At 56.8% G+C, this 20,225-nt stretch carries 28 protein-coding genes, 1 tRNA gene and 1 pseudogene; 23 read left to right on the top strand and 7 right to left on the bottom strand.

Annotation, left to right across the window (positions count from 1 at the left end):
* On the bottom strand, nucleotides 1-1,314 hold a 1,314-nt coding region (locus tag PWJ82_RS03450), incomplete at its 3' end, for a CoA-acylating methylmalonate-semialdehyde dehydrogenase (protein WP_274735341.1).
* A 248-nt stretch (nucleotides 1,315-1,562) separates the two neighbouring features.
* Here PWJ82_RS03450 and PWJ82_RS09565 point away from each other — a divergent pair.
* Nucleotides 1,563-1,832: pseudogene (locus PWJ82_RS09565) on the top strand (GntR family transcriptional regulator); the annotation flags it as partial.
* A 12-nt stretch (nucleotides 1,833-1,844) separates the two neighbouring features.
* Nucleotides 1,845-2,345, top strand: coding sequence for a GntR family transcriptional regulator (locus PWJ82_RS03455; protein WP_274735342.1), 501 nt, complete (start codon nucleotides 1,845-1,847; stop codon nucleotides 2,343-2,345).
* A gap of 152 nt (nucleotides 2,346-2,497) precedes the next feature.
* Here the strand turns inward: PWJ82_RS03455 and PWJ82_RS03460 are convergent, their stop codons facing one another.
* From PWJ82_RS03460 to PWJ82_RS03480, 5 genes are read right to left on the bottom strand one after another with little or no spacing between them, the layout of a single operon-like run.
* Nucleotides 2,498-3,832, bottom strand: coding sequence for a hypothetical protein (locus PWJ82_RS03460; protein WP_274735344.1), 1,335 nt, complete (start codon nucleotides 3,830-3,832; stop codon nucleotides 2,498-2,500).
* A complete protein-coding gene (locus PWJ82_RS03465) occupies nucleotides 3,833-4,807 on the bottom strand; it encodes an ABC transporter permease (protein WP_274735346.1) in 975 nt (324 codons plus the stop codon).
* Nucleotides 4,804-6,294, bottom strand: a complete 1,491-nt coding sequence (locus tag PWJ82_RS03470; protein WP_274735348.1) for a sugar ABC transporter ATP-binding protein — start codon at nucleotides 6,292-6,294, stop codon at nucleotides 4,804-4,806. The genes PWJ82_RS03465 and PWJ82_RS03470 overlap by 4 nt, the downstream gene beginning before the upstream one ends.
* Nucleotides 6,295-6,296: 2 nt before the next feature.
* Entirely contained in the window at nucleotides 6,297-7,253 is a 957-nt protein-coding gene (locus PWJ82_RS03475; protein WP_274735349.1) for an ABC transporter substrate-binding protein, read from the bottom strand.
* Between the two features lie 58 nt (nucleotides 7,254-7,311).
* A complete protein-coding gene (locus tag PWJ82_RS03480; protein ID WP_274735351.1) occupies nucleotides 7,312-8,340 on the bottom strand; it encodes a LacI family DNA-binding transcriptional regulator in 1,029 nt (342 codons plus the stop codon).
* Between the two features lie 299 nt (nucleotides 8,341-8,639).
* On the opposite strand from PWJ82_RS03480, the gene PWJ82_RS03485 reads away from it, so the two are divergent.
* From PWJ82_RS03485 to PWJ82_RS03500, 4 genes are all read left to right on the top strand, one after another.
* Entirely contained in the window at nucleotides 8,640-9,461 is an 822-nt protein-coding gene (locus PWJ82_RS03485; protein WP_274735407.1) for a methyltransferase domain-containing protein, read from the top strand.
* An 11-nt stretch (nucleotides 9,462-9,472) separates the two neighbouring features.
* Complete coding sequence (locus tag PWJ82_RS03490) at nucleotides 9,473-9,814, top strand: cupin domain-containing protein (protein ID WP_274735353.1); 342 nt, start codon at nucleotides 9,473-9,475, stop codon at nucleotides 9,812-9,814.
* A gap of 9 nt (nucleotides 9,815-9,823) precedes the next feature.
* Complete coding sequence (locus PWJ82_RS03495) at nucleotides 9,824-10,120, top strand: hypothetical protein (RefSeq protein WP_274735354.1); 297 nt, start codon at nucleotides 9,824-9,826, stop codon at nucleotides 10,118-10,120.
* A 133-nt stretch (nucleotides 10,121-10,253) separates the two neighbouring features.
* Nucleotides 10,254-10,325 (top strand) — tRNA-Asn (locus tag PWJ82_RS03500).
* Here the strand turns inward: PWJ82_RS03500 and PWJ82_RS09570 are convergent.
* On the bottom strand, nucleotides 10,287-10,604 hold the full coding sequence (locus tag PWJ82_RS09570) for a helix-turn-helix domain-containing protein (protein WP_420909483.1): 318 nt from the start codon (nucleotides 10,602-10,604) through the stop codon (nucleotides 10,287-10,289). The genes PWJ82_RS03500 and PWJ82_RS09570 overlap by 39 nt on opposite strands.
* Nucleotides 10,605-10,697: 93 nt before the next feature.
* Between PWJ82_RS09570 and PWJ82_RS03505 the strand changes: the two genes are divergently transcribed.
* From PWJ82_RS03505 to PWJ82_RS03580, 17 genes are all read left to right on the top strand, one after another.
* On the top strand, nucleotides 10,698-10,931 hold the full coding sequence (locus tag PWJ82_RS03505) for a helix-turn-helix transcriptional regulator (RefSeq protein WP_274735355.1): 234 nt from the start codon (nucleotides 10,698-10,700) through the stop codon (nucleotides 10,929-10,931).
* Nucleotides 10,928-11,218: a hypothetical protein gene (locus PWJ82_RS03510; RefSeq protein WP_274735357.1), complete on the top strand. Its 291-nt coding sequence runs from the start codon at nucleotides 10,928-10,930 to the stop codon at nucleotides 11,216-11,218. Before PWJ82_RS03505 ends, PWJ82_RS03510 begins: the two co-directional genes overlap by 4 nt.
* A gap of 143 nt (nucleotides 11,219-11,361) precedes the next feature.
* Complete coding sequence (locus PWJ82_RS03515; protein ID WP_274735358.1) at nucleotides 11,362-11,748, top strand: hypothetical protein; 387 nt, start codon at nucleotides 11,362-11,364, stop codon at nucleotides 11,746-11,748.
* Complete coding sequence (locus PWJ82_RS03520; RefSeq protein ID WP_274735360.1) at nucleotides 11,741-12,685, top strand: hypothetical protein; 945 nt, start codon at nucleotides 11,741-11,743, stop codon at nucleotides 12,683-12,685. The genes PWJ82_RS03515 and PWJ82_RS03520 overlap by 8 nt, the downstream gene beginning before the upstream one ends.
* Complete coding sequence (locus tag PWJ82_RS03525; RefSeq protein WP_274735361.1) at nucleotides 12,682-12,933, top strand: hypothetical protein; 252 nt, start codon at nucleotides 12,682-12,684, stop codon at nucleotides 12,931-12,933. Before PWJ82_RS03520 ends, PWJ82_RS03525 begins: the two co-directional genes overlap by 4 nt.
* Nucleotides 12,930-13,172 carry a helix-turn-helix domain-containing protein gene (locus PWJ82_RS03530; protein ID WP_274735362.1) on the top strand — a complete coding sequence of 81 codons (243 nt, stop codon included), beginning with the start codon at nucleotides 12,930-12,932 and terminating at the stop codon, nucleotides 13,170-13,172. Before PWJ82_RS03525 ends, PWJ82_RS03530 begins: the two co-directional genes overlap by 4 nt.
* Entirely contained in the window at nucleotides 13,165-13,353 is a 189-nt protein-coding gene (locus PWJ82_RS03535) for a hypothetical protein (protein WP_274735363.1), read from the top strand. Before PWJ82_RS03530 ends, PWJ82_RS03535 begins: the two co-directional genes overlap by 8 nt.
* On the top strand, nucleotides 13,346-13,627 hold the full coding sequence (locus tag PWJ82_RS09575; protein WP_284905797.1) for an HNH endonuclease: 282 nt from the start codon (nucleotides 13,346-13,348) through the stop codon (nucleotides 13,625-13,627). The genes PWJ82_RS03535 and PWJ82_RS09575 overlap by 8 nt, the downstream gene beginning before the upstream one ends.
* Before the next feature lie 130 nt (nucleotides 13,628-13,757).
* A complete protein-coding gene (locus PWJ82_RS03540; protein WP_274735365.1) occupies nucleotides 13,758-14,111 on the top strand; it encodes a hypothetical protein in 354 nt (117 codons plus the stop codon).
* Nucleotides 14,101-15,564 carry a hypothetical protein gene (locus PWJ82_RS03545; protein ID WP_274735367.1) on the top strand — a complete coding sequence of 488 codons (1,464 nt, stop codon included), beginning with the start codon at nucleotides 14,101-14,103 and terminating at the stop codon, nucleotides 15,562-15,564. The genes PWJ82_RS03540 and PWJ82_RS03545 overlap by 11 nt, the downstream gene beginning before the upstream one ends.
* A gap of 61 nt (nucleotides 15,565-15,625) precedes the next feature.
* On the top strand, nucleotides 15,626-16,786 hold the full coding sequence (locus tag PWJ82_RS03550; protein ID WP_274735369.1) for a phage portal protein: 1,161 nt from the start codon (nucleotides 15,626-15,628) through the stop codon (nucleotides 16,784-16,786).
* Nucleotides 16,770-18,320, top strand: coding sequence for an HK97 family phage prohead protease (locus tag PWJ82_RS03555; protein ID WP_274735370.1), 1,551 nt, complete (start codon nucleotides 16,770-16,772; stop codon nucleotides 18,318-18,320). Before PWJ82_RS03550 ends, PWJ82_RS03555 begins: the two co-directional genes overlap by 17 nt.
* Complete coding sequence (locus tag PWJ82_RS03560; protein ID WP_274735372.1) at nucleotides 18,320-18,628, top strand: hypothetical protein; 309 nt, start codon at nucleotides 18,320-18,322, stop codon at nucleotides 18,626-18,628. The genes PWJ82_RS03555 and PWJ82_RS03560 overlap by 1 nt, the downstream gene beginning before the upstream one ends.
* Nucleotides 18,625-18,999 (top strand): hypothetical protein, encoded by a 375-nt coding sequence (locus PWJ82_RS03565; RefSeq protein WP_274735373.1) that lies wholly within the window; start codon nucleotides 18,625-18,627, stop codon nucleotides 18,997-18,999. The genes PWJ82_RS03560 and PWJ82_RS03565 overlap by 4 nt, the downstream gene beginning before the upstream one ends.
* A 2-nt stretch (nucleotides 19,000-19,001) precedes the next feature.
* Nucleotides 19,002-19,415 carry a hypothetical protein gene (locus tag PWJ82_RS03570; protein ID WP_274735374.1) on the top strand — a complete coding sequence of 138 codons (414 nt, stop codon included), beginning with the start codon at nucleotides 19,002-19,004 and terminating at the stop codon, nucleotides 19,413-19,415.
* A 2-nt stretch (nucleotides 19,416-19,417) separates the two neighbouring features.
* The gene (locus PWJ82_RS03575; RefSeq protein WP_274735375.1) at nucleotides 19,418-19,858 is read left to right on the top strand and encodes a hypothetical protein; all 441 of its coding nucleotides are present in this window, start codon (nucleotides 19,418-19,420) and stop codon (nucleotides 19,856-19,858) included.
* 4 nt (nucleotides 19,859-19,862) lie between these two features.
* Nucleotides 19,863-20,171, top strand: a complete 309-nt coding sequence (locus PWJ82_RS03580) for a hypothetical protein (RefSeq protein ID WP_274735376.1) — start codon at nucleotides 19,863-19,865, stop codon at nucleotides 20,169-20,171.
* Nucleotides 20,172-20,225: the final 54 nt, after the last annotated feature.

A 20,225-nucleotide genomic window follows, 5' to 3' on the forward strand; every position in this document is an offset into this window, starting at 1 on the left:
AGGAACGTTGATACCGACCATGCCAGCTTCAACTTCCAGCTCGAAACGACGTGCCAGGCCACCATCGTTGGTGAAGATCGCTGCTCCGTTACCGTAAGGCGAGGAATTAACGAGAGCGATTGCTTCTTCGTAGGTGTCTACCTCGACGATTGCCAGGACAGGACCGAAAGTTTCTTCTCTGTACAAGACGGAATCACGCGAGACGTGCGTGCAGATGGTTGGGCCAAGGAAATACCCGTTCTCGCGCCCGCTCACTTTGAGAGTGCGCCCATCGAGGATAACTTTCGCGCCCTTGTTTTCCGCATCAGTGATCGCGTTAATGATTCGTTCTTTAGCGTGGGCGTTAATAACCGGGCCCATCTGTACGCCGTCGTCCAGACCGTAACCTACTCGGATAAGCTCGGCATGTTCTTTGACGGCTTTCGCTAGTTTTTCACCAACACCGCCCACGGCCACAGCAACAGGTAATGCCATGCAGCGTTCACCAGCAGCTCCGAAAGCCGCAGCCGAGAGGTGTTTGCCGGCAAAGTCGATATCAGCATCGGGCATAACAATCGCGTGATTATTAGCCCCACCCAACGCTTGGACACGCTTTCCTGCCCTTACCGCACGTTCCTGAATCAGTTTCGCCACAGGCGTTGAGCCCACGAAAGAAACAGCCTTGATATCCGGATGGTCAATCACGGCCATCGTGAAATCATTCGACCCGGAAATAACCTGGAAAATCCCGTCCGGCAGGCCGGCTTCCTTATATAAACGCGCGATCAAAAGAGAAGCAGACGGTGTGGCCGGTGCCGGTTTCAAAATGAAAGCATTGCCGGTAGCAATCGCGATGGGGTGCATCCACATAGGCACCATAACTGGGAAATTAAACGGGCAAATCCCAGCGACAACACCGAGAGGCTGGCGTAGCGTGTGAATATCTACCCCGGTGGAAATATTCGAGGATGTTTCACCTTTCAGGGCAACATTAATCCCGCAAGCAAAATCAAGGGTCTCCCGCCCCCGCTGGATCTCCCCAATAGCATCCGAATAATCCTTCCCATGCTCGGCCACAATCGCTTTCGCGATCTCGTCTTGATGGTCAAGGACAAGCTGACGTATCCGATACATAATCTCAGTACGCTTCGCCAGGGAAGTACGAGCCCAAGCCTTTTGAGCCTTAACGGCAATCCCCACGGCGTAGTCAAGATCTTCACGGCTTGCCTGCAACAGATACCCGCGTGTCTGCCCACTAGCAGGGTCGTCAACCTCGATCTTTCCCTCTGGCTGGCCCGTGTATAGGCTGCCATTAATCCAATGAGGTATATCCATTCGTTAACACTCCTTTGTGAGTCCAAACCAGCAACCCCACCAGCGGGGCGCCTCATTTGTTCCCAAAATAACCCCAGACCTCTCACTTGTAAATACAAAGGATAAGTAGGGGAGGGTGAGAAACTTGAATGAAGGTGACCATAAAGGCCGCTATTGAAGCGCTAAAAGGCCGTAAACGCTAGCCAAACATACGATTATCAGCTATGTTTACAATTAGGTGAACAAATAAGGGTGAGAGGGTCACGTTAATGTCAACACCCCGTGGAAAAGAGAATGTAGATCAGCTGGACGTTCCAGTTGCGCCCCGGATTGTTTTTGATTCTCGGTCTTCTACTCCTTTACATCAACAAATCACGCAATCATTAGCGAGTCTTATCGACTCTGGGACTCTCTTGCCCGGCCAGCTCCTCGAAGATGAAGTGTCCATGTCACGCAGGTTGGGAGTTTCGCGTCCCACGCTACGGCGGGCGTTACAAGTGCTGACCGATGAAGGGAAACTCTCGCGGCGTCCGCGTGTCGGTACCAGAGTGATGCCACGGGTTTTTCAACGTGATCCTTCCCTGGCAAGCCTCTCCGATGATCTACGGGCTTCGGGCCGTGAACCGCGCACGGATGTTCTCCAATATCGGGTGGTGTTTGCTGATAGTGGTCTGGCGACTGATATGCATTGCCCGGAAGATAAAGAAATTGTGGCTTTAGAGCGTTTGCGGTGGGCAGAGGGAAACCGTATGGGGATTATGCGTAACTGGATCCCAGCCGATCTGGCTCCCTCGCTTACCGCTATATCATCAGGAGGTCTCTACGCTTTCTTCAGAAGCCACGGGATTATGTTACGGGGCGGGGTCCAGCGTATTAGCGCGCGCAGTGCGTCGGCCACGGAAGCAGAACTCTTACACGTGGCATCCGGAGCCCCGCTCTTACGAGTGAGGCGTAGCGCTTATGATGAGTCCGGGCGAATCGTGGATCTAGCCGATCACTTGTATGACGCGGAACAATACGACCTGACCCTGCCACTCAACTTCCCCGCATGAGCCACATATGTCAGCATTGGCATCTAGATACAATAGAGCTGGGTGGCTTACATGATGATCGTGTAAGCCACCCAGCTTCGTATACGGTAATCGTGCCGCCCTACTCTGGGATATGTAGAAACCCGGCAACCGGCATGTGGGAATCTGAGGTTCTAAAGCACTTCCGGAGGAGTTTCTAGCTGGTCGGCTATCTCTTCCCAATTAGATGCAAATTTGCCATATGCCGTTTTGATATCGACACCCACGGGGAGTTCAGGGCACTCGTTTTCAAGGTTGGTACCCCAGTTTCCCCACCCCGACTGTTTGCGCTGCACGATCTGGAAGCCTCCTGATGGCTTTGACGTATACCAGATCATCGCGCGACCAGTAGTTGTGTCGTATTCGACGGTCTTACCGGCAGCTCCGGGGAAGATCGTTTCGTGCTCCTCCTTTTGGACATCGATAGGTTTAGATTCGATTCGCCAATCGCGCCGCTCCGCATCAACAAAAGATTTCTCGCGAACAATTGCCAGTCGGTTGCGGATTGTCTCATCCGTCAAAGCGCCTTCGAAAGTTGAGAATAGGCGCCAATACAAATCCCAATGAGCGTTCTCAATATCATCCGTCAAGGCGGCCTTAAATTCTTCAAGTTTCTTGCGTTTAGGTAATGTCTCGTCAGAGATTGTTTGTTCAACCATCTCGGCTAGGTGACCAGCGTAAGGATCACCGCTGCGATATCGGGAGCCTCCGTAGCACGCGAACCGATCAAAGAGTAATTTGCCTTGTCCGGCCTCGAATTCATCCCCAACAGTGATCTTGTTAGTTATCGACCGTCCGTTGATCACAGTTTGGAAATCATCAACGTGATAGCGCCGACTGAACCAGGGTGTTTTGTAGGTAAAAGACCACTCGATTGAGAAATTTTTGCCCTTGAGCTCTGGGAGGAGTCCATCTGGAATGACCCCAAACATCTTGAAAGAAAGCAAGACTGGCCCGTCTTCAAGAATCTCAATCGCTACCTTTGTATGCTCGGGTGGATTGATCAAACCGTTTTCAGGAGTGAAGAACGGGCCGTAGAATCCACCAATCGCGTTGTTTCCAGATGGGAGGAGATCGATATTCTCGTCTAGTGTACGGAAATGCTTGAGCCCCCACTTCGAGGCGCCGGTTCCCTCTGCGGTACCCGTACACACATCAATATCGAAATAACCTGTGTTAACGCGGGCCCACGAGTCGGTTTCGGTACCAGATCCTCTTGTGATTCCTTCGCCGGATTCGACAGATCTATCCAGTGTAAAACTTGCCTCACCCTCAAAACTGAGCGTGGTGACGAATCTGGTGACCTCTTGCGGAGCTGGCTGATCAGTCAATCGCTGGCAAAGGATCTGCTCTCCAGTATTGGTCCGTGCTAACCATAAAGGGTCTGTGAGAACTTGTGGTTCATCGAAGTAGATCGGCTCGAACGCCCGCTTTCCTTCTATATTACTTATTACTTTATGGATCTTCATCTACTTTCCTGCCTTGGTGCTCTTCTGCTTGAGGGAGTCAATGGCGACGGCGAGAATAATGACGACGCCCTTAATCAGTAGCTGGGTGAAGAATTGGACATTCATGAGAATCATGCCGGTCGAGAGCACTCCGAGAATGATCGCACCGATGAGGGTCCCAATGATCTTCCCCTTACCACCGGCAAGAGACGTTCCACCCAGAACAACTGCAGCGATTGCATCAAGTTCGTATCCGGTGCCGGCCGTCGGTTGCGCGGAAACGACGCGCGCAGCGAAAATGACTCCTGCAAGCCCTGATAGTGCTCCCGCAATGACGTAAACGGAGGTAAGCACTCGCTTGACGTTGATTCCAGCAAGGCGTGCTGCCTCGGGATTACCGCCGACTGCGTAAACGTGCCTTCCGTACTTCGTTCGTTCCAGGACAAACCAGCAGATGATGTACACAATGATCATCACAATAACGGGAGCTGGAATTCCAGCAATGTACCCGTTTCCGAGGTCCCTGAAAGCTAGTTTATTGTCCACGATGGGTTGGCCCCCAGTGAGCGTGTATCCAAGGCCGCGGAGGAATGTCATCATGCCGAGCGTCACAATAAAGGGCGCGAGGGCTAGGTATGCTGATAAAGCACCATTCACCCATCCTGCAACTGCACCGGCAAGAATCCCAGCGATTATCCCTACGATAGCTGGAGCGCCGGAGATACAGGCCAGTACTGCGGTTACGCCGGATACGGCAACGATTGACCCGACCGAGAGATCAATGCCGGCGGTGATAATAACGAAGGTCATGCCGGCCGCAATGATCGCGTTGATAGAGATCGAACGGGCGATATTCATGAGGTTGTTCATCGACATGAAGTTCGGGGCTATGAGCGCCATAATCACAACGAGAAGGACAAGGACCGCGAGAATCCCGACCTTATCCCACCACGCAGCGAAGTTCATTTTCCGTCGAGGTGCAGCTTCTATAGTCATGCTTGTTCCTTTGTTGCTCCGGTCGCGAGGCTCATGACCGATTCTTCCGTGGCGTCTCGTGCATCGAGTTCTCCCACGACTTTTCCTTTTCGCATAACGATGATGCGATCAGACATTCCCAGGACTTCGGGAAGGTCAGAGGAAACCATGATGATGGTTTTTCCTTCTTTAGCCAGATCATTCATGATTTCGTAGATCTCCCTTTTCGCCCCGATGTCAACACCGCGCGTAGGCTCGTCAAAAATCAAGAGATCGGCGCCCGCCATGAGAGTGCGGCCGAGAAGTGCCTTTTGTTGGTTCCCTCCAGATAGAGCCCGTACGGGGAGATTCGTGGAGGTCTTTCTAATATTGAGCACCTCCATGATCTGGCGAACTTTCTTTCGAATTGCGCCTCGTGCGAGCACACCGAGTTTGGTGAAGTTCCCCAAAGAGGCAATTGAGATATTCGATGCCGTTGTGTGATCCAAAAACAGCCCCTGTTCTTTTCTGGATTCTGGCACCATAGCGATACCAGCTTCTAGGGCTTCCTTGGGGCTTTTAGGATGATAGCTTTTACCCTTGAGTAGCAACGTTCCGCTATTTATCGGATCCGCTCCCATAAGTAGCCTGACGGTTTCCGAACGTCCGGCACCAACCAAGCCTGCGAACCCAAGAATTTGCCCGGCTCGAGCCTTGAAGGAAACATCCTCAACGCCAGGCGCTTTGAGATCTTTCGCCTCAAGTACTATTTCTCCTGATGAACGGTCTGCATGTTCGTATAGATCGCCGATTTTTCTTCCGACCATCATCCTCACGATTTCGTCAGGTGTTAAGTCGGCTAGGGACTGTGTCCCGACGGATGTTCCGTCCCGAAGAACGGAGACTCTATCAGCCAGCTTCCACACTTCTTCCATGCGGTGAGTGATGTAGATAAGACCAACACCGTTCTGCTGCTGCTCCCGAATAATTCTGAAAAGGTCTTCTGTCTCAGCGCGGGAAAGCGCGGCAGTTGGCTCGTCGAGAACGAGAATGCGAGCATTCTCGGCAGCCGCACGGGCAATTTCTACCATCTGTTGCATGCCGATGGAGAACGAACCGAGTGGCCTGTTCACATCGATGTCCACTCCAATGGCAGATAATTTGGCACGTGCATCAGAACGCATCTTGTCGCGATCAAGAATCCCGTGTTTGAGTGGTTCAACGCCAAGACAGAGGTTTTCGGCCACGGTCAGATTTGGGACGGTGTTGATTTCTTGATGGATGATCGCGATGCCGTGTTTACGGGCATCGTTAGGAGAAGAGATACGGGCTTCTTGCCCATCAACGAAGATCTTTCCACTGTCGGCAGCCAAGTTCCCCGCCAGGATCTTCATCAAGGTTGACTTGCCGGCACCGTTTTCTCCCATGAGCGCATGAATCTCTCCGGCGTGCAGATCAAAGGAAACTCCTCCGAGTGCTTGTGTGGCACCGAATCTTTTCCTGATTCCTTCGAGCTTGAGAAGTGTCATCTCTACCATCCCGGGTATTCGTCGACCGCATCACGAGTAATGATTTGCGAAGGAATAAGGATAGTGGTTTCTGTGAGCGATTCTCCACGAGCAAGTTGCTGTCCAACCTCGATTGCCTTCTCTACCATCTTTGCGGGCTCTTGGGTGGCAGTACCGACAAAAGGAGAACCTGCGGTTCGGAGCTCCTGAAGTCCTTCAGGGGAAGCGTCGATTCCCACCACTTTAATTTCACTCGTACGCCCCGCTTGCTGGACAGCAAGCGTCGCACCAAGCGCGGATGGATCATTCATGCCAAAGATGCCCTGGACATCGCTGGCTGCGGTAAGCATGTCGGTAGTCACGGAGAGGCCGGTAGCACGGTCGTTTTGCGAGTTCTGATGTCCGACTTCCTTAATGCCAGGGAAATTTCTCATAGCTTGATTGCAGCCCTTGATACGATCTGTGATCGTTTGGATAGGCGTACCATCAACAACCAAAATGTTCCCCTTACCACCCATTTGTTCGAACAGATAGGTGCATGCAATTTCACCAGCCTGGACGGCATCGGTCATTACAATGGCATCCGCTCCCTTTGCGGGAGTATCAACAGCTACCACGAAGATTCCTGCCTGTCGGGCACGTTCGATGGCGGGTTGTAGGCCGGACTCGTCCACAGCGGAGACAACGATAAGGTCCACGCCTTGCTGAATGAATGTATCGATCTGAGTATTCTGATTCGCCAGATCAAGTTTGGCGTCTTGGACGTTGAGGGTCGCACCAATCTTTTCGGCGGCTTCTTTCGCGCCCTTATCCATAGCGGAGAAGAAAGGATTTGACATGTCCTGAACCATCAAGCCGATTTTCTCGATTTTGTCCGGTTTGGGTGCTTCCGTAGCGGAGTCGCCTGAAGTGCAACCCGAGAAAGTTGTGGCTAGCAAGATGCTGGTAGCGAAGGCGAGTACCTTTTTTACTGTTCTCATCGTTGAGATCTCCTTTTGGTTAGATAGACCGTTTGGTCCAAATTGTTTTCAAATTCTTTTAGCATCCGCAGGAACCGCGAATTCTGAGTTTGACATTCACCTCCTCAGACTCCTGGTTGTGGTAGCGGATCGCTCCTTGTGGATGCTCTTGCATGATGTGAATGAGTTTCAGAGCGGCTTTTGCGCCGATATCCCGAGAATCTTCGTCAATTAACGTCACTGGAGGATCGACAAAAGTTGACCAAGTAAATTCGTCAAATGCGACTAACGCGACTTGATCAGGAACATGAAGGTCGCATGCTTGGAGTGCGTGCATAGTTCCGAGGAGAAGTGGATTGTTACCGGCAATGACCGCGAGCCCCTCTGTCTTCCTATCCCTGAGATACTCCTCTAATACGGTTGCACTTGATTGTGAGTCATTAGCGCATTCGAGAATCGAAAGAGTTGCTCCGAACTTCTCGGCGGCGTTTTCCATACCTTTAATTCGAGTTTGCCTCGTGGACCACCGCTCGGGATAGATCAATAAAAGCCACTTGTCGAGTCGGTGGTAATTGAGATGTTCACCGATTTGATACGCTGCTTGTTCGTTATTTGAGGTTACAGACACCGAACCGGAAGGTGCGGTTGGTCCCTGCGAGTCGACATAGACAATGGGGATTCCCCACTCGCAGAGCTTCTCATGGTTGTCTACAGATAGAGTAAGAGTGCTAATAACTCCAGCTGCCCGCGATTGTATTGCCTCGATAACAACCAGATCTTCAGTTTTCTGGTCAAACCTGCCTTCGGGAGCGAGGTCAGCTGTGCGTACGCCATGGGAGGATGTACGTAGCATTTCGTGAATGCCGTCGAGCATATCTACGTAGTAGGCATTGGATGTCGATGCTGTCATTACAACGATTGGGCCGGGAGTTTCACGGCGCAGAGCGCGTGCCGTTTGGTTAGGGATATAACGGAGTGTTTTGGCCGCTTCCAATACCCGGGTTTTGGTTGATTGCGTTACGGGAGCTTTACCGGAAAACGTATTGGAGACAGTCCAAATGGACACACCGGCGGCCCTAGCCACGTCTTTGAGAGTTGCCGGTTTCATTAGGGTCTCCTTTGTCCCAATTAGTTGCGTTGAGGTCAAGCTATGCCACCTAAACGTTTAGGGCAAGGATGCATATCGGTTCAAAGTGTTGTGGGGTGCGACACATGAGTCTGTATTACGTGCATTTTAAGACACTTATCCGCATAGGTTTTGTGTTTCTCTGTAATGGTTGATTGGCGTTTGTCTAATGATTAGCTTTCGCGTAGTAATTATTCGGTTTTTGAAGTGATGGAAGTTGTGTGTGGAAACTGTGAAATACCCTTTTCTCAACAGCCGCGCGGGATTAAAGTGAATCCATGATCGATGACAATGCTCCGCTTCCACAATCTGATCGTCCTACCGCTACCGCCGCCGGGCACTGGGTGCTCGCCCGCGCGGGGAAGCGGGTATTGCGCCCCGGTGGCCTGCATTTGACGATGGCCATGCTTGAACACGCCCAGCTGGCCAATGCGGACGTGGTGGAATTCGCCCCCGGCCTGGGCCGAACCGCGGAACTCATTATCGCCCAGCCCATTCACTCCTATACCGGAGTCGATCAGGACAAGAATGCGGTGACCCGCGTCAGGGGGATCGTTGAAAAAGTGGGCGGCGTCGTCGTTAATTCCACCGCGCAGAAATCTGGACTTCCCGAGGCAAGTGCGGATGTGGTCGTGGGTGAAGCGATGCTCACCATGCAGGGCGCCAATTCGAAAGCCGCGATTGTGAGCGAAGCTTTCCGGTTGCTGCGCCCGGGCGGGCGCTACGCCATCCACGAGCTGAGCCTCACCCCGGATAGTATCGATCCAAGCATTGCCGATACCCTGCGCAAGGGCCTGGCCCAGACGATTCGCGTCAACGCGCGTCCGCTCACCCAGGCTGAATGGCGCCAGGTGCTCACCGACGCCGGTTTCGACGTGGAATGGGTGGGGGAGGCTCCTATGGCGCTGCTGTCCCTCCGCCGTAATCTGGCCGACGAAGGCCTGCGCGGGGTGGCACGTATCCTCCGAAATGTGCTGCGCGATAAAGAGCTACGGGCGCGGGTGCTGGCCATGCGTGCCCTCTTCCGCAAGTACCGCCACCACCTGGCCGGTGTGGCCATGGTGGCTCGTAAACCCGCCGAATCCGCCACTACCTCGAACTGAAAGGACAACCGATGAGTGACACTACCCCGCAGCTTTCCTACCTGGAAGATCTTGGCGCCACGGTGGATTACGCCGCCGCCTCGACCGTTTCCACCACCGCGCTGCGCGCTGAAGGTGTGAATGTGGTGGTCTTCTCCTTCGATACCGGGGAGGAACTTTCCGAGCACACCGCCGCCGTTCCCGTACTCATCCAGGTACTAGAAGGTGAGGTGGAAATGCGCACTGAGGGACGCACTGTGCAGCTGCGCCCCGGCGGCCTCGTGCACCTGCCCACCCGTCTCCCGCACGCGGTGCGCGCCCTGGCTCCCACCAAGATGGTGCTGTTCATGCTCACCGGGCAGCGTGTGGGCTAGAGTAGCCCCATGTCAACATCCGAGAAACCGCAGCTGCCCGCGAAACCCGAGCTGCCAGAAGCGCAGCAGCTATCGGAAGCGCAGGAGCTGCCGGAGAAGCTGGAAACTCCCGCTTCCCTCGATGCCGCCCAGGCGGAGGAGATTCAGCGCATCGCGCGCCGGCGCATGATTGCGGCCGCGATTGTAGGAGTCATTCTGCTGATCGTCATGTTCTTCGCCGGGCGCGCCCTGCGCCAGCACCTGAGTGCACCCTCGGCTGGCGTGGGGGATCCGGTAGCCGCGGTGATGGCTAATCCGCCGTGGTGAAGCAGCCGGTAGCCGCGGTGGCGGCGGGCCCTTTCGCGGTGGCGAGCGGCACTGACGCCTGGGAGTGGCAGAGCACACACCTCTGAAGTTGCTTCGCGTCCCGCCATTGACTATTATCTTTTCTGTTGCAAATTCCCGCATAGCTCAATGGCAGAGCATTCGACTGTTAATCGAACGGTTGCTGGTTCGAGTCCAGCTGCGGGAGCGAACGAACGGCGGTGAGCGTAGGCTTGCCGCCGCTTTCGTATACGGGGTTAGTCAAATCCCACGGCGCGCAGCGCAGCGCGGCCGCAACCTCGTCCAGCTCCTCGAGCTTCCACGTCCGGCCACCCATCCACCGCTTATTGATAGTGGAGTGTGTCACATTAAGTGCGCGGGCTAAATCCCTTTGGCTCATGCCTAGGCGCCCGGCGCGCGCCCGAATGTTGCCGGCAACAATATCGGCAAGTGTAGGCGTTTCGTGTTGAATCTCTTGCGTGCTCATGTGGTAATGATAATTCCAATATGGAACATTTTGCAAGCGAAGCGGAGCTAATGCCGCTTGACAGGGTGTAACCGAAATGGAACTATATGAGCCATGGAGAGCTACACCGATACAGTTCGCGGAAACATCCGCAATTACTTAGACGCAAATCACATGACCCAGCGCGATCTAGCGAAGAAGCTAGGTTATTACCCGAATTGCGTTTCACGCTGGCTCAACGGCACCCGTGGTATTACTCTGCGTGACCTCCAGCGGCTCGCGCGGCTGGGTGTTGAAATTCCGCCCCTTGATGGCGATTCGTTCAAGCTCGAGGAGCGGGCAGCATGATCACCCCGGAGATTAAGCAGCAGATCGAGGAAAGCTTGAAACGGGTCGCCCGCGCATCCCGCGCCGGTGGCCGCAATTGCCGCAAGCGTATGGCGCTGCGCCGTGAGCGTGACCGGCTCATCCAGCTTTTCGACCACACCCCCCGCCCGGCGCGGCCCGATGAAAAACAGGAAACCGAGCAGCGCGCGCAGTCTTTGGCTCGCTCTCTTTATATCTCTCGTCAAGCGCTGCGCCGCGCTAAAGAAATCGATGCAGCACGGCGCAACGCTGACGACGCTAACAACTAGCCGCCTTTGCGAAGCAACGCCGTTTTGAGCGTTGTATTCAACTCTTGCAGCTCGAAAAAGATAGCCGTCAAAATCTCCTCGACACTATCCGGGCTGGTATTCGAATCGTCCATAATCTCACCTCCTCACAGAAAGAAAGCCTAATGAATGAGAGCGAAGCCCGCGCAGCGCACCCCGCAGCGCCTACCCCGGCCCGGCTTTCCGATCTTAATATCGATCTCTTGCTGCATCAGATGGATAACCACCTTATTGAAATCGGCCTGCGCGCCGGTTGTGTGCGCGATTGCTACGCAGATTCGAGGAAGCCAGAGTACGTAACCGAAGTCCTGCTACTTGACACGGTAGCGGAGCTGGACTCCCTGCGTGCCCTCGCCGAAAAGCTGTATGTAGCGTGCTGCGCGGTGCGTAGTGAGTTGAAGATGCGCATCAAAGAAGAGCGCGAAAAGACCGAAGCCGGCTTATCGCAAGTTATTAGGGCCTGGATCGCAAACGCGGACAAGCGCACCGGCGAAGCGGGGAATAATGGCTAGGATTCCTACCGCTCACGCGGAGACCCGCGCCCTGCTTACCTCCCTTGCCCGCCGTGGCTGGGGAGAGTTACGCGATGAGAAGAAGGGCACGCGCTGCGTGCTGGAAGCCCTCGTCAAGCTCTTGCCATATAAAAGCGGGCAAGGCGCCGTAACACAATTCCAGCTAGGACAAGCCACCGGATACAGCCGGCGGTGGATTAGCGTCTGCCTGCAGCGCCTTGAAGCCATGGGAATTATCACTTACGCGCGCGGCGGCGTGATGAACGGGAAGAAGCATCCCGGCTTTATCCGCATCATTAAGAAAAAGCTCGTGGAGCTTATCAAAGGCGCACGCCGCCGCCATGACGACGACACCCGCGCACACAACGCCCGCACGGATGCCGCCATCGCCGAATCACGCTCCAATGGGCAGTACCTCGTTAGTGTGCCCGTAATCCAAGAGCCGGAGAAAGAAAAAGATGAGGCGCCCGCATCGGATCCACCCTTATGGGAAGTAGATGCCCCTCTCCTCACCTCTAGGGAGGGAGTGCCCCTACCGGGGCACACTCTCTCTCATGATGAAAATGGAGCCGGGCTAGCGCCCGGCACGCCCTCCCATGTGTTAGCTACCCGCGCCACGCCCTCGACAGGGCAAGCTACCCGCCCGGCGCGGTTAGCTAACCTGCCACTCCAACCCGTGCAGCGGCGGGCTATCTCGAAGGAAGAGCAATACCGGCGGGCTAATGCGCCCCTGCTGCGTGAAGCGGCGGTAAATGCACGCGAAGCAGTGAGCAGGGAAAGGGTGACGCCGCCGCCCGCCCTTGCATCGGAAACGAATAATTATGCACAATACGCGGCTAACGCAATGGCAAAGATAAAGGCACAGCTCACCGCACACCTAAACCCTGCGCAGCGCAGAGCGCGCGAAATGCTGCGTGAAAGGAAAGAGAAGAAATGATGATTACAGACGCAGACCGGGCACGCGCCCGGACAACACACCGCGCCGGTGAAATGTGGACACCACGCGGGCGCGCCATCCAGACCAGCGCCGCACTCATACGCGCAAGCCTGGGCAGCATTGAAGCCACCGCCGGGGCTATCACCTCAAGCGCCGCGCGGGCTAGCTGTTATGACAGCGTGGCCGCTATCCGCCGCCACCTCGCCGCTATCCTGGAGGACGCACAAGGCCTGGAGCTGGCGCTATGAGTGATAGCCCGCTGAAAAGCATCTACCCGCTGGTAGCTAGCGCGTGCGTGCGTCGCTATATGAAAGAAAACGGCGTGAGCGTAGACCGGCTCGCGCGTGAAGTAGGACTCACACGCGGCACGTTCTACCACCGTCTACAAGGTAACCGGCCGTGGCGCGTGGAAGAGCTAGACGCCCTCGCATCCTTTGGCGTGCCGTTCCCGGCCCTCGGATTGAAGAAAGGAAAGCCCAATGAATAACCGCTACCGGGTAGTGTGGCCTGTGATCATGGCCTATCTCTTCACCCTCGCAAGCCTGGCCGTGGCCGTGTTCGCCCCTCTCGTGCCAGTGCGTGCCCTGGCCTGCGCTATGGCAGTAGGCACCGCCCTCATGCTCGGTGTGTATATCGGCAGCAGGGAGGGGGGTGGCCGGCGTGATTAGGGGCAGGAAGATACGCAAGACCGCCCTCGCCCTCGTCTCTATCTATGGCGACCGCTGCGCTAAGTGTGGGCAGCGCATCGACCTCACACTGCGCCACCCCGCACCCGGTAGCCTGAGCATCGGCCACCAGCTACCCCGCGCCCGTGGTGGTAGCGATGCGATAGAGAACCTCCGCCCGGAGCATCTGCATTGCAACACGGCGGCCGGCGCCAGAATCACACGCGCCCCGCGCCAGCCTGACGTGACGCCGGGCTACTTTGGCCCGGCAGAATGACGCCGTTTTTCTGAACGTTCAACCACGGGAACTCGCGCCCCCTCCCTCCATTTTTCCCCAAACGCTGAGGAAAAACGGCGGGAAACCGGGCAAAGGTAAGCGATTCGTAGAAAAAAATTAGGAAAAGGAAATGAACCAAGCGCAGCTATTCGCCATGCCTGAGCCAGCCACCCCCGCCGGGCCTAATGAAGCCGCGGTAGATGCCCTATGCGAAGAACTCGAGGGGCAAGGCCTGCTAACCGGCAAGTGGCGCGCCCTCTCCGTGTCGCTGCGCTCCACCGCCAAAGCAGTAGATACCGGCATCCAGCAGTCCAAGATCAGCGTAGCCACTTCAAAGCTAATGGCGCTCTTGCAGGAAGGTCTACAGGCTATGCCGGAGCCACGCGCGAAAACCTCTGACGCTTACGACACGCTCGCCAGCGTTATTGATCTGATGACCCGGGAAGCGATCACCGGGGAAAAGGCCGGCGACCATGCCAAATGAGAATCGCCCCGGGTGGCCGAAGTACGCCACCGCCCGCAATCCCGCCCGGCCTACCCTCGGCCCGCTCGTTGCAAAGATCGATGAGATCATCACCGGCGATAAATTCATGCCGTGGCAGCGATGGGTTACAGATGTGGCCTGGGAGCTTGACCCGGAGCACCCCGGGGAGCTGTATTACACCGAGGGAGATATCACCGTGCCGCGGCAGGCCGGGAAATCCAAGCTATTGGAAGCATGGCACCGCGCCGGCGCCGTCATGTTCAATGGGTGGCAGTCGTATATGACCGCGCAGACCGGCAAAGACGCGGGCAAGCGATGGCGTTCCCTCGTTGATGGGCTTGATCTTGCGAAAGGTAATCGCGGGCTGGATTGGAAAATCTTGCGCGGCAAAGGGCAGGAAAGCGCGGAATATCTGCCGCAAGGCTCGCGTATAATGCCATTCCCACCAACCGACGACGCCCTGCACGGCGACCACAATAACCTAGTAAGCATTGATGAGATGTGGGCCTTTTCAATTGATGAGGGCATCGCGTTAGAGACCGCGGCAAAGCCCGGATTCCTGACCGTCCCGCTGATCATGCTCGTTAGGTGCTCCACTATGGGCACCGCAAATAGCGCTTATATGAATCAAGCGCTCGAGCTAGGACGCCGCGCCGTCAAAGACCCGCAAGCGCGCCGGTTCTATTTTGAGTGGAGCGCGCCGGATGAGATCGCCGCGGCTGACCCCTACTCTGATGAGGCCCTCGCATTCCACCCGGCTATAGGGCATACGCAAACCGCCCGCCGCATTCGAGACCTCGGCCGGGGAATGCCCGTAGGCGAATGGCGCCGCTCATTCCTCAACCTGCTAACACAATCGAAAGAGACGGTTATTGACCTCGCGGCGTTTGATGCGCGGCGATGGAATTACGACCCGGACACCGCCCCCGCGGAGCGCTATAAACCCGCCGCGCCGAATGATATCGTGATCGCTTTCGATATCGCCCCCGGTGGCACCTCGGCGACGATCTACGCGGGCTGGCTCGACCCTGCCGGGTTCATGCCGTGCGTGGAGCAGGTAGCAACCGCGCCCGGCACGGAATGGCTTACCGGCGCCCTGCGCAACCTCGCGCGCAGGGGATACCGCCGCATCCTCACCGACGATTCCGGCCCTAACCGCACCATTTTGCAAGATCTGCCCGACCTCGAGATGCCTATCACCACGCTTTCATTTAAGGAATACGCGACCGCCTGCCAATCCTTGCTAGATCGCATCCGCTCCGGTGAGATCGAGCATGACGGCGCACCCGCCCTCATCGAAGCCATCGAAAACGCCGCGCTGAAAGACACCTCCTCGGCGCTCTCTTTCGACCCCAAAAAGAGCGCCGGGGCTATCGATGCGCTGCGGGCGATGGCTATCGCGCAGGACGGCGCCGCCCGTTTCTTGAAAGAATCTCCGTTTGTGCTCGTGTAGCGTAGCGTTCTATTTTCTAGCGCTACGCTAGAAAACCACACGCGCGCCCGAAGAAGCGTTCATGATGGTGGCCATGAAGCACACGGCGCTACTCTCAAGGATGGGCATTCTCACCCGCTCCACCACCGAGCCGGAAACCACGGCCGGCCCGGTGGTGCCCGCCCGCCCCGCCGCCCCGCTCTACAATGACGCGCGCGGGCTGGTAGCCGTTTATCGCGCTCTGCAAATCCTCGAAACCTCAGCCCGGCAGCTCACTATCGATGTGTGGCGCGGTGGCCACCGGCTCGACCGCGCACAGCGGGCTAGCTTCCTCAACCGCCCCGACCTCACTCTGCTTTCATTCGGTGCTTTCACCGCCGAAACGGTCTCGAGCATGGCGCAGCGCGGTAATGCCTATTGGCTCGTGAAGCGCGCCGGGTATGAAATCGTAGACGTAACCATCCTTGACCCGCTGCATGTGGGAGTGGCCGCGAATGAGCGCGGCATCCCGGCGTATTCGTATAAGGGGAAGCCGGTGCCGCTCTCCGATATCCGGCACTTGCGCCTGACACACACACCCGGCGAACTGTTAGGGCTGTCGCCCTTGCAGGCGTGCATGGCCACCGTCCAAGGCGCACTAGCAACACAACATTACGCGGATAACTGGACGACCGCGGGGGGAGTGCCTACCGGCATCCTCACCACCGATCAACCGATCACGGCGCAGCAAGCAAAGGATTATAAGCAACACGCTAATAAAACATTGCAATACGAATCCGGCATTGCGGTCATGGGCAACGGCCTGAAATATTCGCCGCTCAAGCTCACCCCCGCGGAGCTGCAATTCATCGAATCGCGCCGCGAAGATGTGGTACAGGTGGCGCGAATGTTCGGGATTCCGGCACGGCTCATGCTTGCCACCATCGAGGGAGGAGCGCAAACCTACGCGAATCTCGAGAGCGAAAATCAGCAATTCGTCCGGCAAACCCTCATGACGTATCTCGCGGAGATCGAGGACGCTTTAACTGATCTCGCACCTGCCGGGCAGACGGTGCGCTTCAACCTTGACGGCTTCCTCCGGCCGGATACTCTCACCCGCTACCAAGCGCACGAAATCGCCCTGCGCGCGGGATTCCTCACCCCCGGCGAAGTGAGAGAGATCGAGGGGCTAGACCCGCTCGAAGAAACCCCCGCGGTTGTTGAAATTGAAGAAAAGGATTCCGAGAATGTCGAAGCCGAATAATCCGATTACCGGCCTGCAATACCGCGAAACACCCGCCGCGGCGCCGGAAGTCACCGAGGAACGCACTTTCACCGCTCTTGCCGTGCCCTGGGAAACTGAAACCGAGCTGTGGCCGGGCATTGCTGAGAAATTCCAGCGCGGCGCACTCACCGGCGAAGCCGTGAAGCTCCGCCTCGAGCACCGCGAAACAATCGGCGTAGTAACTGCGCTCGAGGATACCGAGGCGGGCCTTATGATCACAGGCCGCATTAGCCATACCCGCGCGGGGGATGATGCTTATACCCTCGCAAAAGACGGCGCGCTCAGTGCCGTGTCTGTGGGCTTTGAGCCGCAAGAATACGACATTACCGAGCGCGACGAAGACACTTTATACACGCATACCCGCGCGCAATTATTGGAAGTTTCGCTCGTGAGCTTTCCGGCTTATGAGGACGCAAAAGTTAGTGAAGTAAGAAACCGAAAGGAAACCCCCGCAATGGATACCGAAAATACTGAGGTGGTGGAGCTGCGCGCAGGTCTCGAAGAGCTGCGCCGCACCCTCGAAACTGTCCGAGACAACACCGCCGGAGGAGCGGCCGCGCCGGCGTGCGTATTCCGCTCAGCCGGCGAATATATTAAGGCCGCGGCGAATGGTGACCCGCGCGCCCTCGAGCTACGCGAAGCCACAGAAACCGCCGTACTAGCGGATACCGCGCAGAAGCCGGTATGGGTGAATAAAACGCTCCGGCTCATGGAAGCGAAGCAGAAGATTACTAACATCTTCACGCACTCGTACACCTTGCCCGCGGCCGGTATGAGCTATGAGTACCCGGAAATTGCCACGAATACGGTTAAGGTCAGTGAACAGGCGAATGAGACGGACGATCTGCCGTTCGGTAAGATCACGCTCGAAACCGCATCGGCTGCGGTCAAGACTTACGGCGGCTGGAGCGAAGTCTCTAAGCAGGTGGTGCAGCGTGCAAGCGTGAATTACCTCGATGCCCTGCACCGCGCGCAGGCCATCGCCTACGCGAATGAGATCGAGCGCGCAACCCGCATCCTCGTCACCGAAACGATCAAGACCAATCTCACCACGACGCCGGTGGAAGCCGCTACCACCGCGGCCGCACTCACCGTGAACGGGCTTATTGATCTCTTGCTGGCTCTCACTGATCATTTTGATAATAAAGTGATCTTCCCGCTCGAGGGCATCGCCGTGTCGCCGGACGTATTCGGGATTCTTGCGAAATTGCCGGAGCAGCGCAAGGCGCTCCAATTCACGCCGGCCCCGGATTCCAAGCAAGGCACCCTATCCGTAACCGCGGCATCTGCGAATCTTGCCGGCCTGCCCGTGGTCTCCCTCGGCTCCGGTACCGGCATTTTCGCCGGTTACTCGAGCGCCGCTATTGAGGTGCTGGAATCGCCCGGCGCACCGCTCCGGCTCAATGACCAAAACATCCGCAACCTCACCGAGCAGTACTCGGTCTACGGTTACGCCGCGCATTCCGCTCCGGCCCCGGCCGCACTCGTGCCGGTCAAGTTCAAGGCCGCGTAATGAGCGCGCTAAGGGAGCGGCTGCGTGAGCATCTGAAGCTACCGGCCGGGAATAACGCGGAGCTAGATGCGCTCCTCGAGCAAGGCACCGCGCTCGTAGATCAGCTGATCGGCTCGGCTAGCGTGCCGGATGTGATTCGGGAAGCCGCGATCTTGACCGCCGCGCGGGAGCTAGAAACCCGCGTTAAATCGCCCGGTGGTATTTTCGCGGCATTCGGCGACCAAGACGGCGCTATCCGGCTCGCCCGCGACCCGCTCGGCCCCGTCCGGCCCTTGCTCGCCCCATATCTGCCGGGAGGATTCGCATGAATCCACTCAACCGATACGCCGCGCACTTAGTGGATGCCCTCGCAGTAACCGGCTATACAGTGCGCGCTGATCAGCCCGAGATCATCCACGGAAAGCATATTTTGCTGGAAGCCCCGAGCTATACGCCCGGCGAAACATTCGGCAGCTTGAAAGCCGAATACAAGGCGCTGTGTATCCTCGAAGCCCGGGACGCCGCCGGCGCGGTAGCCGAAGCGAACGCTCTTGTGTGGGAGGTCTACGCGGCGCTGATCAACAGCGAAGCCGGATACCTCACCCGCGCGGGGAGTCTCTACAACCTGCGCGATGGCTCCGGCAATATTTTCGCCGCCCTAGATATCACCATTGAAAACGAAATCACAGAAAGAGACTAATCATGGGTTCGACTCGCATTAAAGGTAATGCCCTGATTCTTGAGATCGACGGGACGGAATACCGCGGCGATCTCACCGAATACCACATTAAGAATGAAGAAAAAGATAGCGACGTAACCACATTCGAGGACGCCGCGCAGGGTAACACCCGCAAGTACATCCTCGAAGCGGGCTTTGTCCAGTCCACGGCGTCGCAGTCTCTTTGGCGTAAGCTCTGGGATAACGCCGGCCGGAAGAACGTGCCTTATAAGATCGCCCCGCACGGCAATAAAACCGCTACCGCTGATCAGCCGCATTTTACCGGCACGCTCACCCTGCCCGCACCCGGCGAACTCGGCGGGGAAGCCGGCCCCGGCGAATTCACCACTAGCGCTGAATTCGAGCTTGACGGCAAGCCGAAACTCGTGACCGCCTAGTCATGGAATCAAAGAGTATTGATCTTGATATCCGCTCCGGCCCGATGCGTCTCAAGGTCATGGGGTATCGCGATCTCATGCGCGCTCTCTCCAAGAGCGGCGCAGACACCGAGGACATGCGCGACCTCGTGCATGATCTCGGTGAGATCGTGGCAAAGGACGCGCGCCGCCGCGCTAAAAATAGCGCGGTGGCCGCTACCATCCGAGCCGGCCGCGGCAAAACCAAAGCAGTAGTACGCGCCGGCCGGAAGCGCGTACCTTACGCCGGCGTGCAGGAATACGGCACCGACGGCCGCGGCCGGTCTTTCAAGAAGCACGGCTACCCCCGCATGAGCTACATGCGCCCCGCACTCAAAGCCACACAACCCCAAGTGTATGACCGGCTAGTGCGCGGCTTGCGTGATCTCCTCGAGGCGAATCGCCTAGAAGTGAAAGGAAACTAACCCTATGGCTATCATCATGGATAATATTACTATCGCTGAATTCGATCTGATGGAGCGCGCCCTCGGCCGGCCTATCGGCGAAGAATCGGAGGAGTCCGGCAAAGCGGATTATGTGGCCGCTATTACCATCATCGCCGCGCATCGCCTGGGTAAAGAGCTTTCCCTCGAGGAAGCCCGCGGCCTATCCATGCCGCAAGCTCAAGCAATCCAGCAAGCCGGAGCCAAAGCCAAAGCAGAAACCCGCACCCCCGCGGCCGTCGCTGATCTCCTCGAAGCCATCGGCTACACCGAGGAGGGCGAAGCGGGGGAATGATGCGCGCCCGCGCAGACAAACGCCTGCGCGAAATGGCGCAATTCGCATTAGAAG

The sequence above is a fragment of the Actinotignum schaalii genome, from assembly GCF_028864145.1.
Lineage (GTDB): Bacteria > Actinomycetota > Actinomycetes > Actinomycetales > Actinomycetaceae > Actinotignum > Actinotignum schaalii_B.

Bases quoted from the DNA above. Each gene is read 5' to 3' on its own strand.
- PWJ82_RS03455 (WP_274735342.1), top strand. From the start codon at position 1,845: ATGCCACGGGTTTTTCAACGTGATCCTTCCCTGGCAAGCCTCTCCGAT.
- PWJ82_RS03460 (WP_274735344.1), bottom strand. From the start codon at position 3,832: ATGAAGATCCATAAAGTAATAAGTAATATAGAAGGAAAGCGGGCGTTC.
- PWJ82_RS03465 (WP_274735346.1), bottom strand. From the start codon at position 4,807: ATGACTATAGAAGCTGCACCTCGACGGAAAATGAACTTCGCTGCGTGG.
- PWJ82_RS03470 (WP_274735348.1), bottom strand. From the start codon at position 6,294: ATGACACTTCTCAAGCTCGAAGGAATCAGGAAAAGATTCGGTGCCACA.
- PWJ82_RS03475 (WP_274735349.1), bottom strand. From the start codon at position 7,253: ATGAGAACAGTAAAAAAGGTACTCGCCTTCGCTACCAGCATCTTGCTA.
- PWJ82_RS03480 (WP_274735351.1), bottom strand. From the start codon at position 8,340: ATGAAACCGGCAACTCTCAAAGACGTGGCTAGGGCCGCCGGTGTGTCC.
- PWJ82_RS03490 (WP_274735353.1), top strand. From the start codon at position 9,473: ATGAGTGACACTACCCCGCAGCTTTCCTACCTGGAAGATCTTGGCGCC.
- PWJ82_RS03495 (WP_274735354.1), top strand. From the start codon at position 9,824: ATGTCAACATCCGAGAAACCGCAGCTGCCCGCGAAACCCGAGCTGCCA.
- PWJ82_RS09570 (WP_420909483.1), bottom strand. From the start codon at position 10,604: ATGAGCACGCAAGAGATTCAACACGAAACGCCTACACTTGCCGATATT.
- PWJ82_RS03505 (WP_274735355.1), top strand. From the start codon at position 10,698: ATGGAGAGCTACACCGATACAGTTCGCGGAAACATCCGCAATTACTTA.
- PWJ82_RS03510 (WP_274735357.1), top strand. From the start codon at position 10,928: ATGATCACCCCGGAGATTAAGCAGCAGATCGAGGAAAGCTTGAAACGG.
- PWJ82_RS03515 (WP_274735358.1), top strand. From the start codon at position 11,362: ATGAATGAGAGCGAAGCCCGCGCAGCGCACCCCGCAGCGCCTACCCCG.
- PWJ82_RS03520 (WP_274735360.1), top strand. From the start codon at position 11,741: ATGGCTAGGATTCCTACCGCTCACGCGGAGACCCGCGCCCTGCTTACC.
- PWJ82_RS03525 (WP_274735361.1), top strand. From the start codon at position 12,682: ATGATGATTACAGACGCAGACCGGGCACGCGCCCGGACAACACACCGC.
- PWJ82_RS03530 (WP_274735362.1), top strand. From the start codon at position 12,930: ATGAGTGATAGCCCGCTGAAAAGCATCTACCCGCTGGTAGCTAGCGCG.
- PWJ82_RS03535 (WP_274735363.1), top strand. From the start codon at position 13,165: ATGAATAACCGCTACCGGGTAGTGTGGCCTGTGATCATGGCCTATCTC.
- PWJ82_RS03540 (WP_274735365.1), top strand. From the start codon at position 13,758: ATGAACCAAGCGCAGCTATTCGCCATGCCTGAGCCAGCCACCCCCGCC.
- PWJ82_RS03545 (WP_274735367.1), top strand. From the start codon at position 14,101: ATGCCAAATGAGAATCGCCCCGGGTGGCCGAAGTACGCCACCGCCCGC.
- PWJ82_RS03550 (WP_274735369.1), top strand. From the start codon at position 15,626: ATGATGGTGGCCATGAAGCACACGGCGCTACTCTCAAGGATGGGCATT.
- PWJ82_RS03555 (WP_274735370.1), top strand. From the start codon at position 16,770: ATGTCGAAGCCGAATAATCCGATTACCGGCCTGCAATACCGCGAAACA.
- PWJ82_RS03560 (WP_274735372.1), top strand. From the start codon at position 18,320: ATGAGCGCGCTAAGGGAGCGGCTGCGTGAGCATCTGAAGCTACCGGCC.
- PWJ82_RS03565 (WP_274735373.1), top strand. From the start codon at position 18,625: ATGAATCCACTCAACCGATACGCCGCGCACTTAGTGGATGCCCTCGCA.
- PWJ82_RS03570 (WP_274735374.1), top strand. From the start codon at position 19,002: ATGGGTTCGACTCGCATTAAAGGTAATGCCCTGATTCTTGAGATCGAC.
- PWJ82_RS03575 (WP_274735375.1), top strand. From the start codon at position 19,418: ATGGAATCAAAGAGTATTGATCTTGATATCCGCTCCGGCCCGATGCGT.
- PWJ82_RS03580 (WP_274735376.1), top strand. From the start codon at position 19,863: ATGGCTATCATCATGGATAATATTACTATCGCTGAATTCGATCTGATG.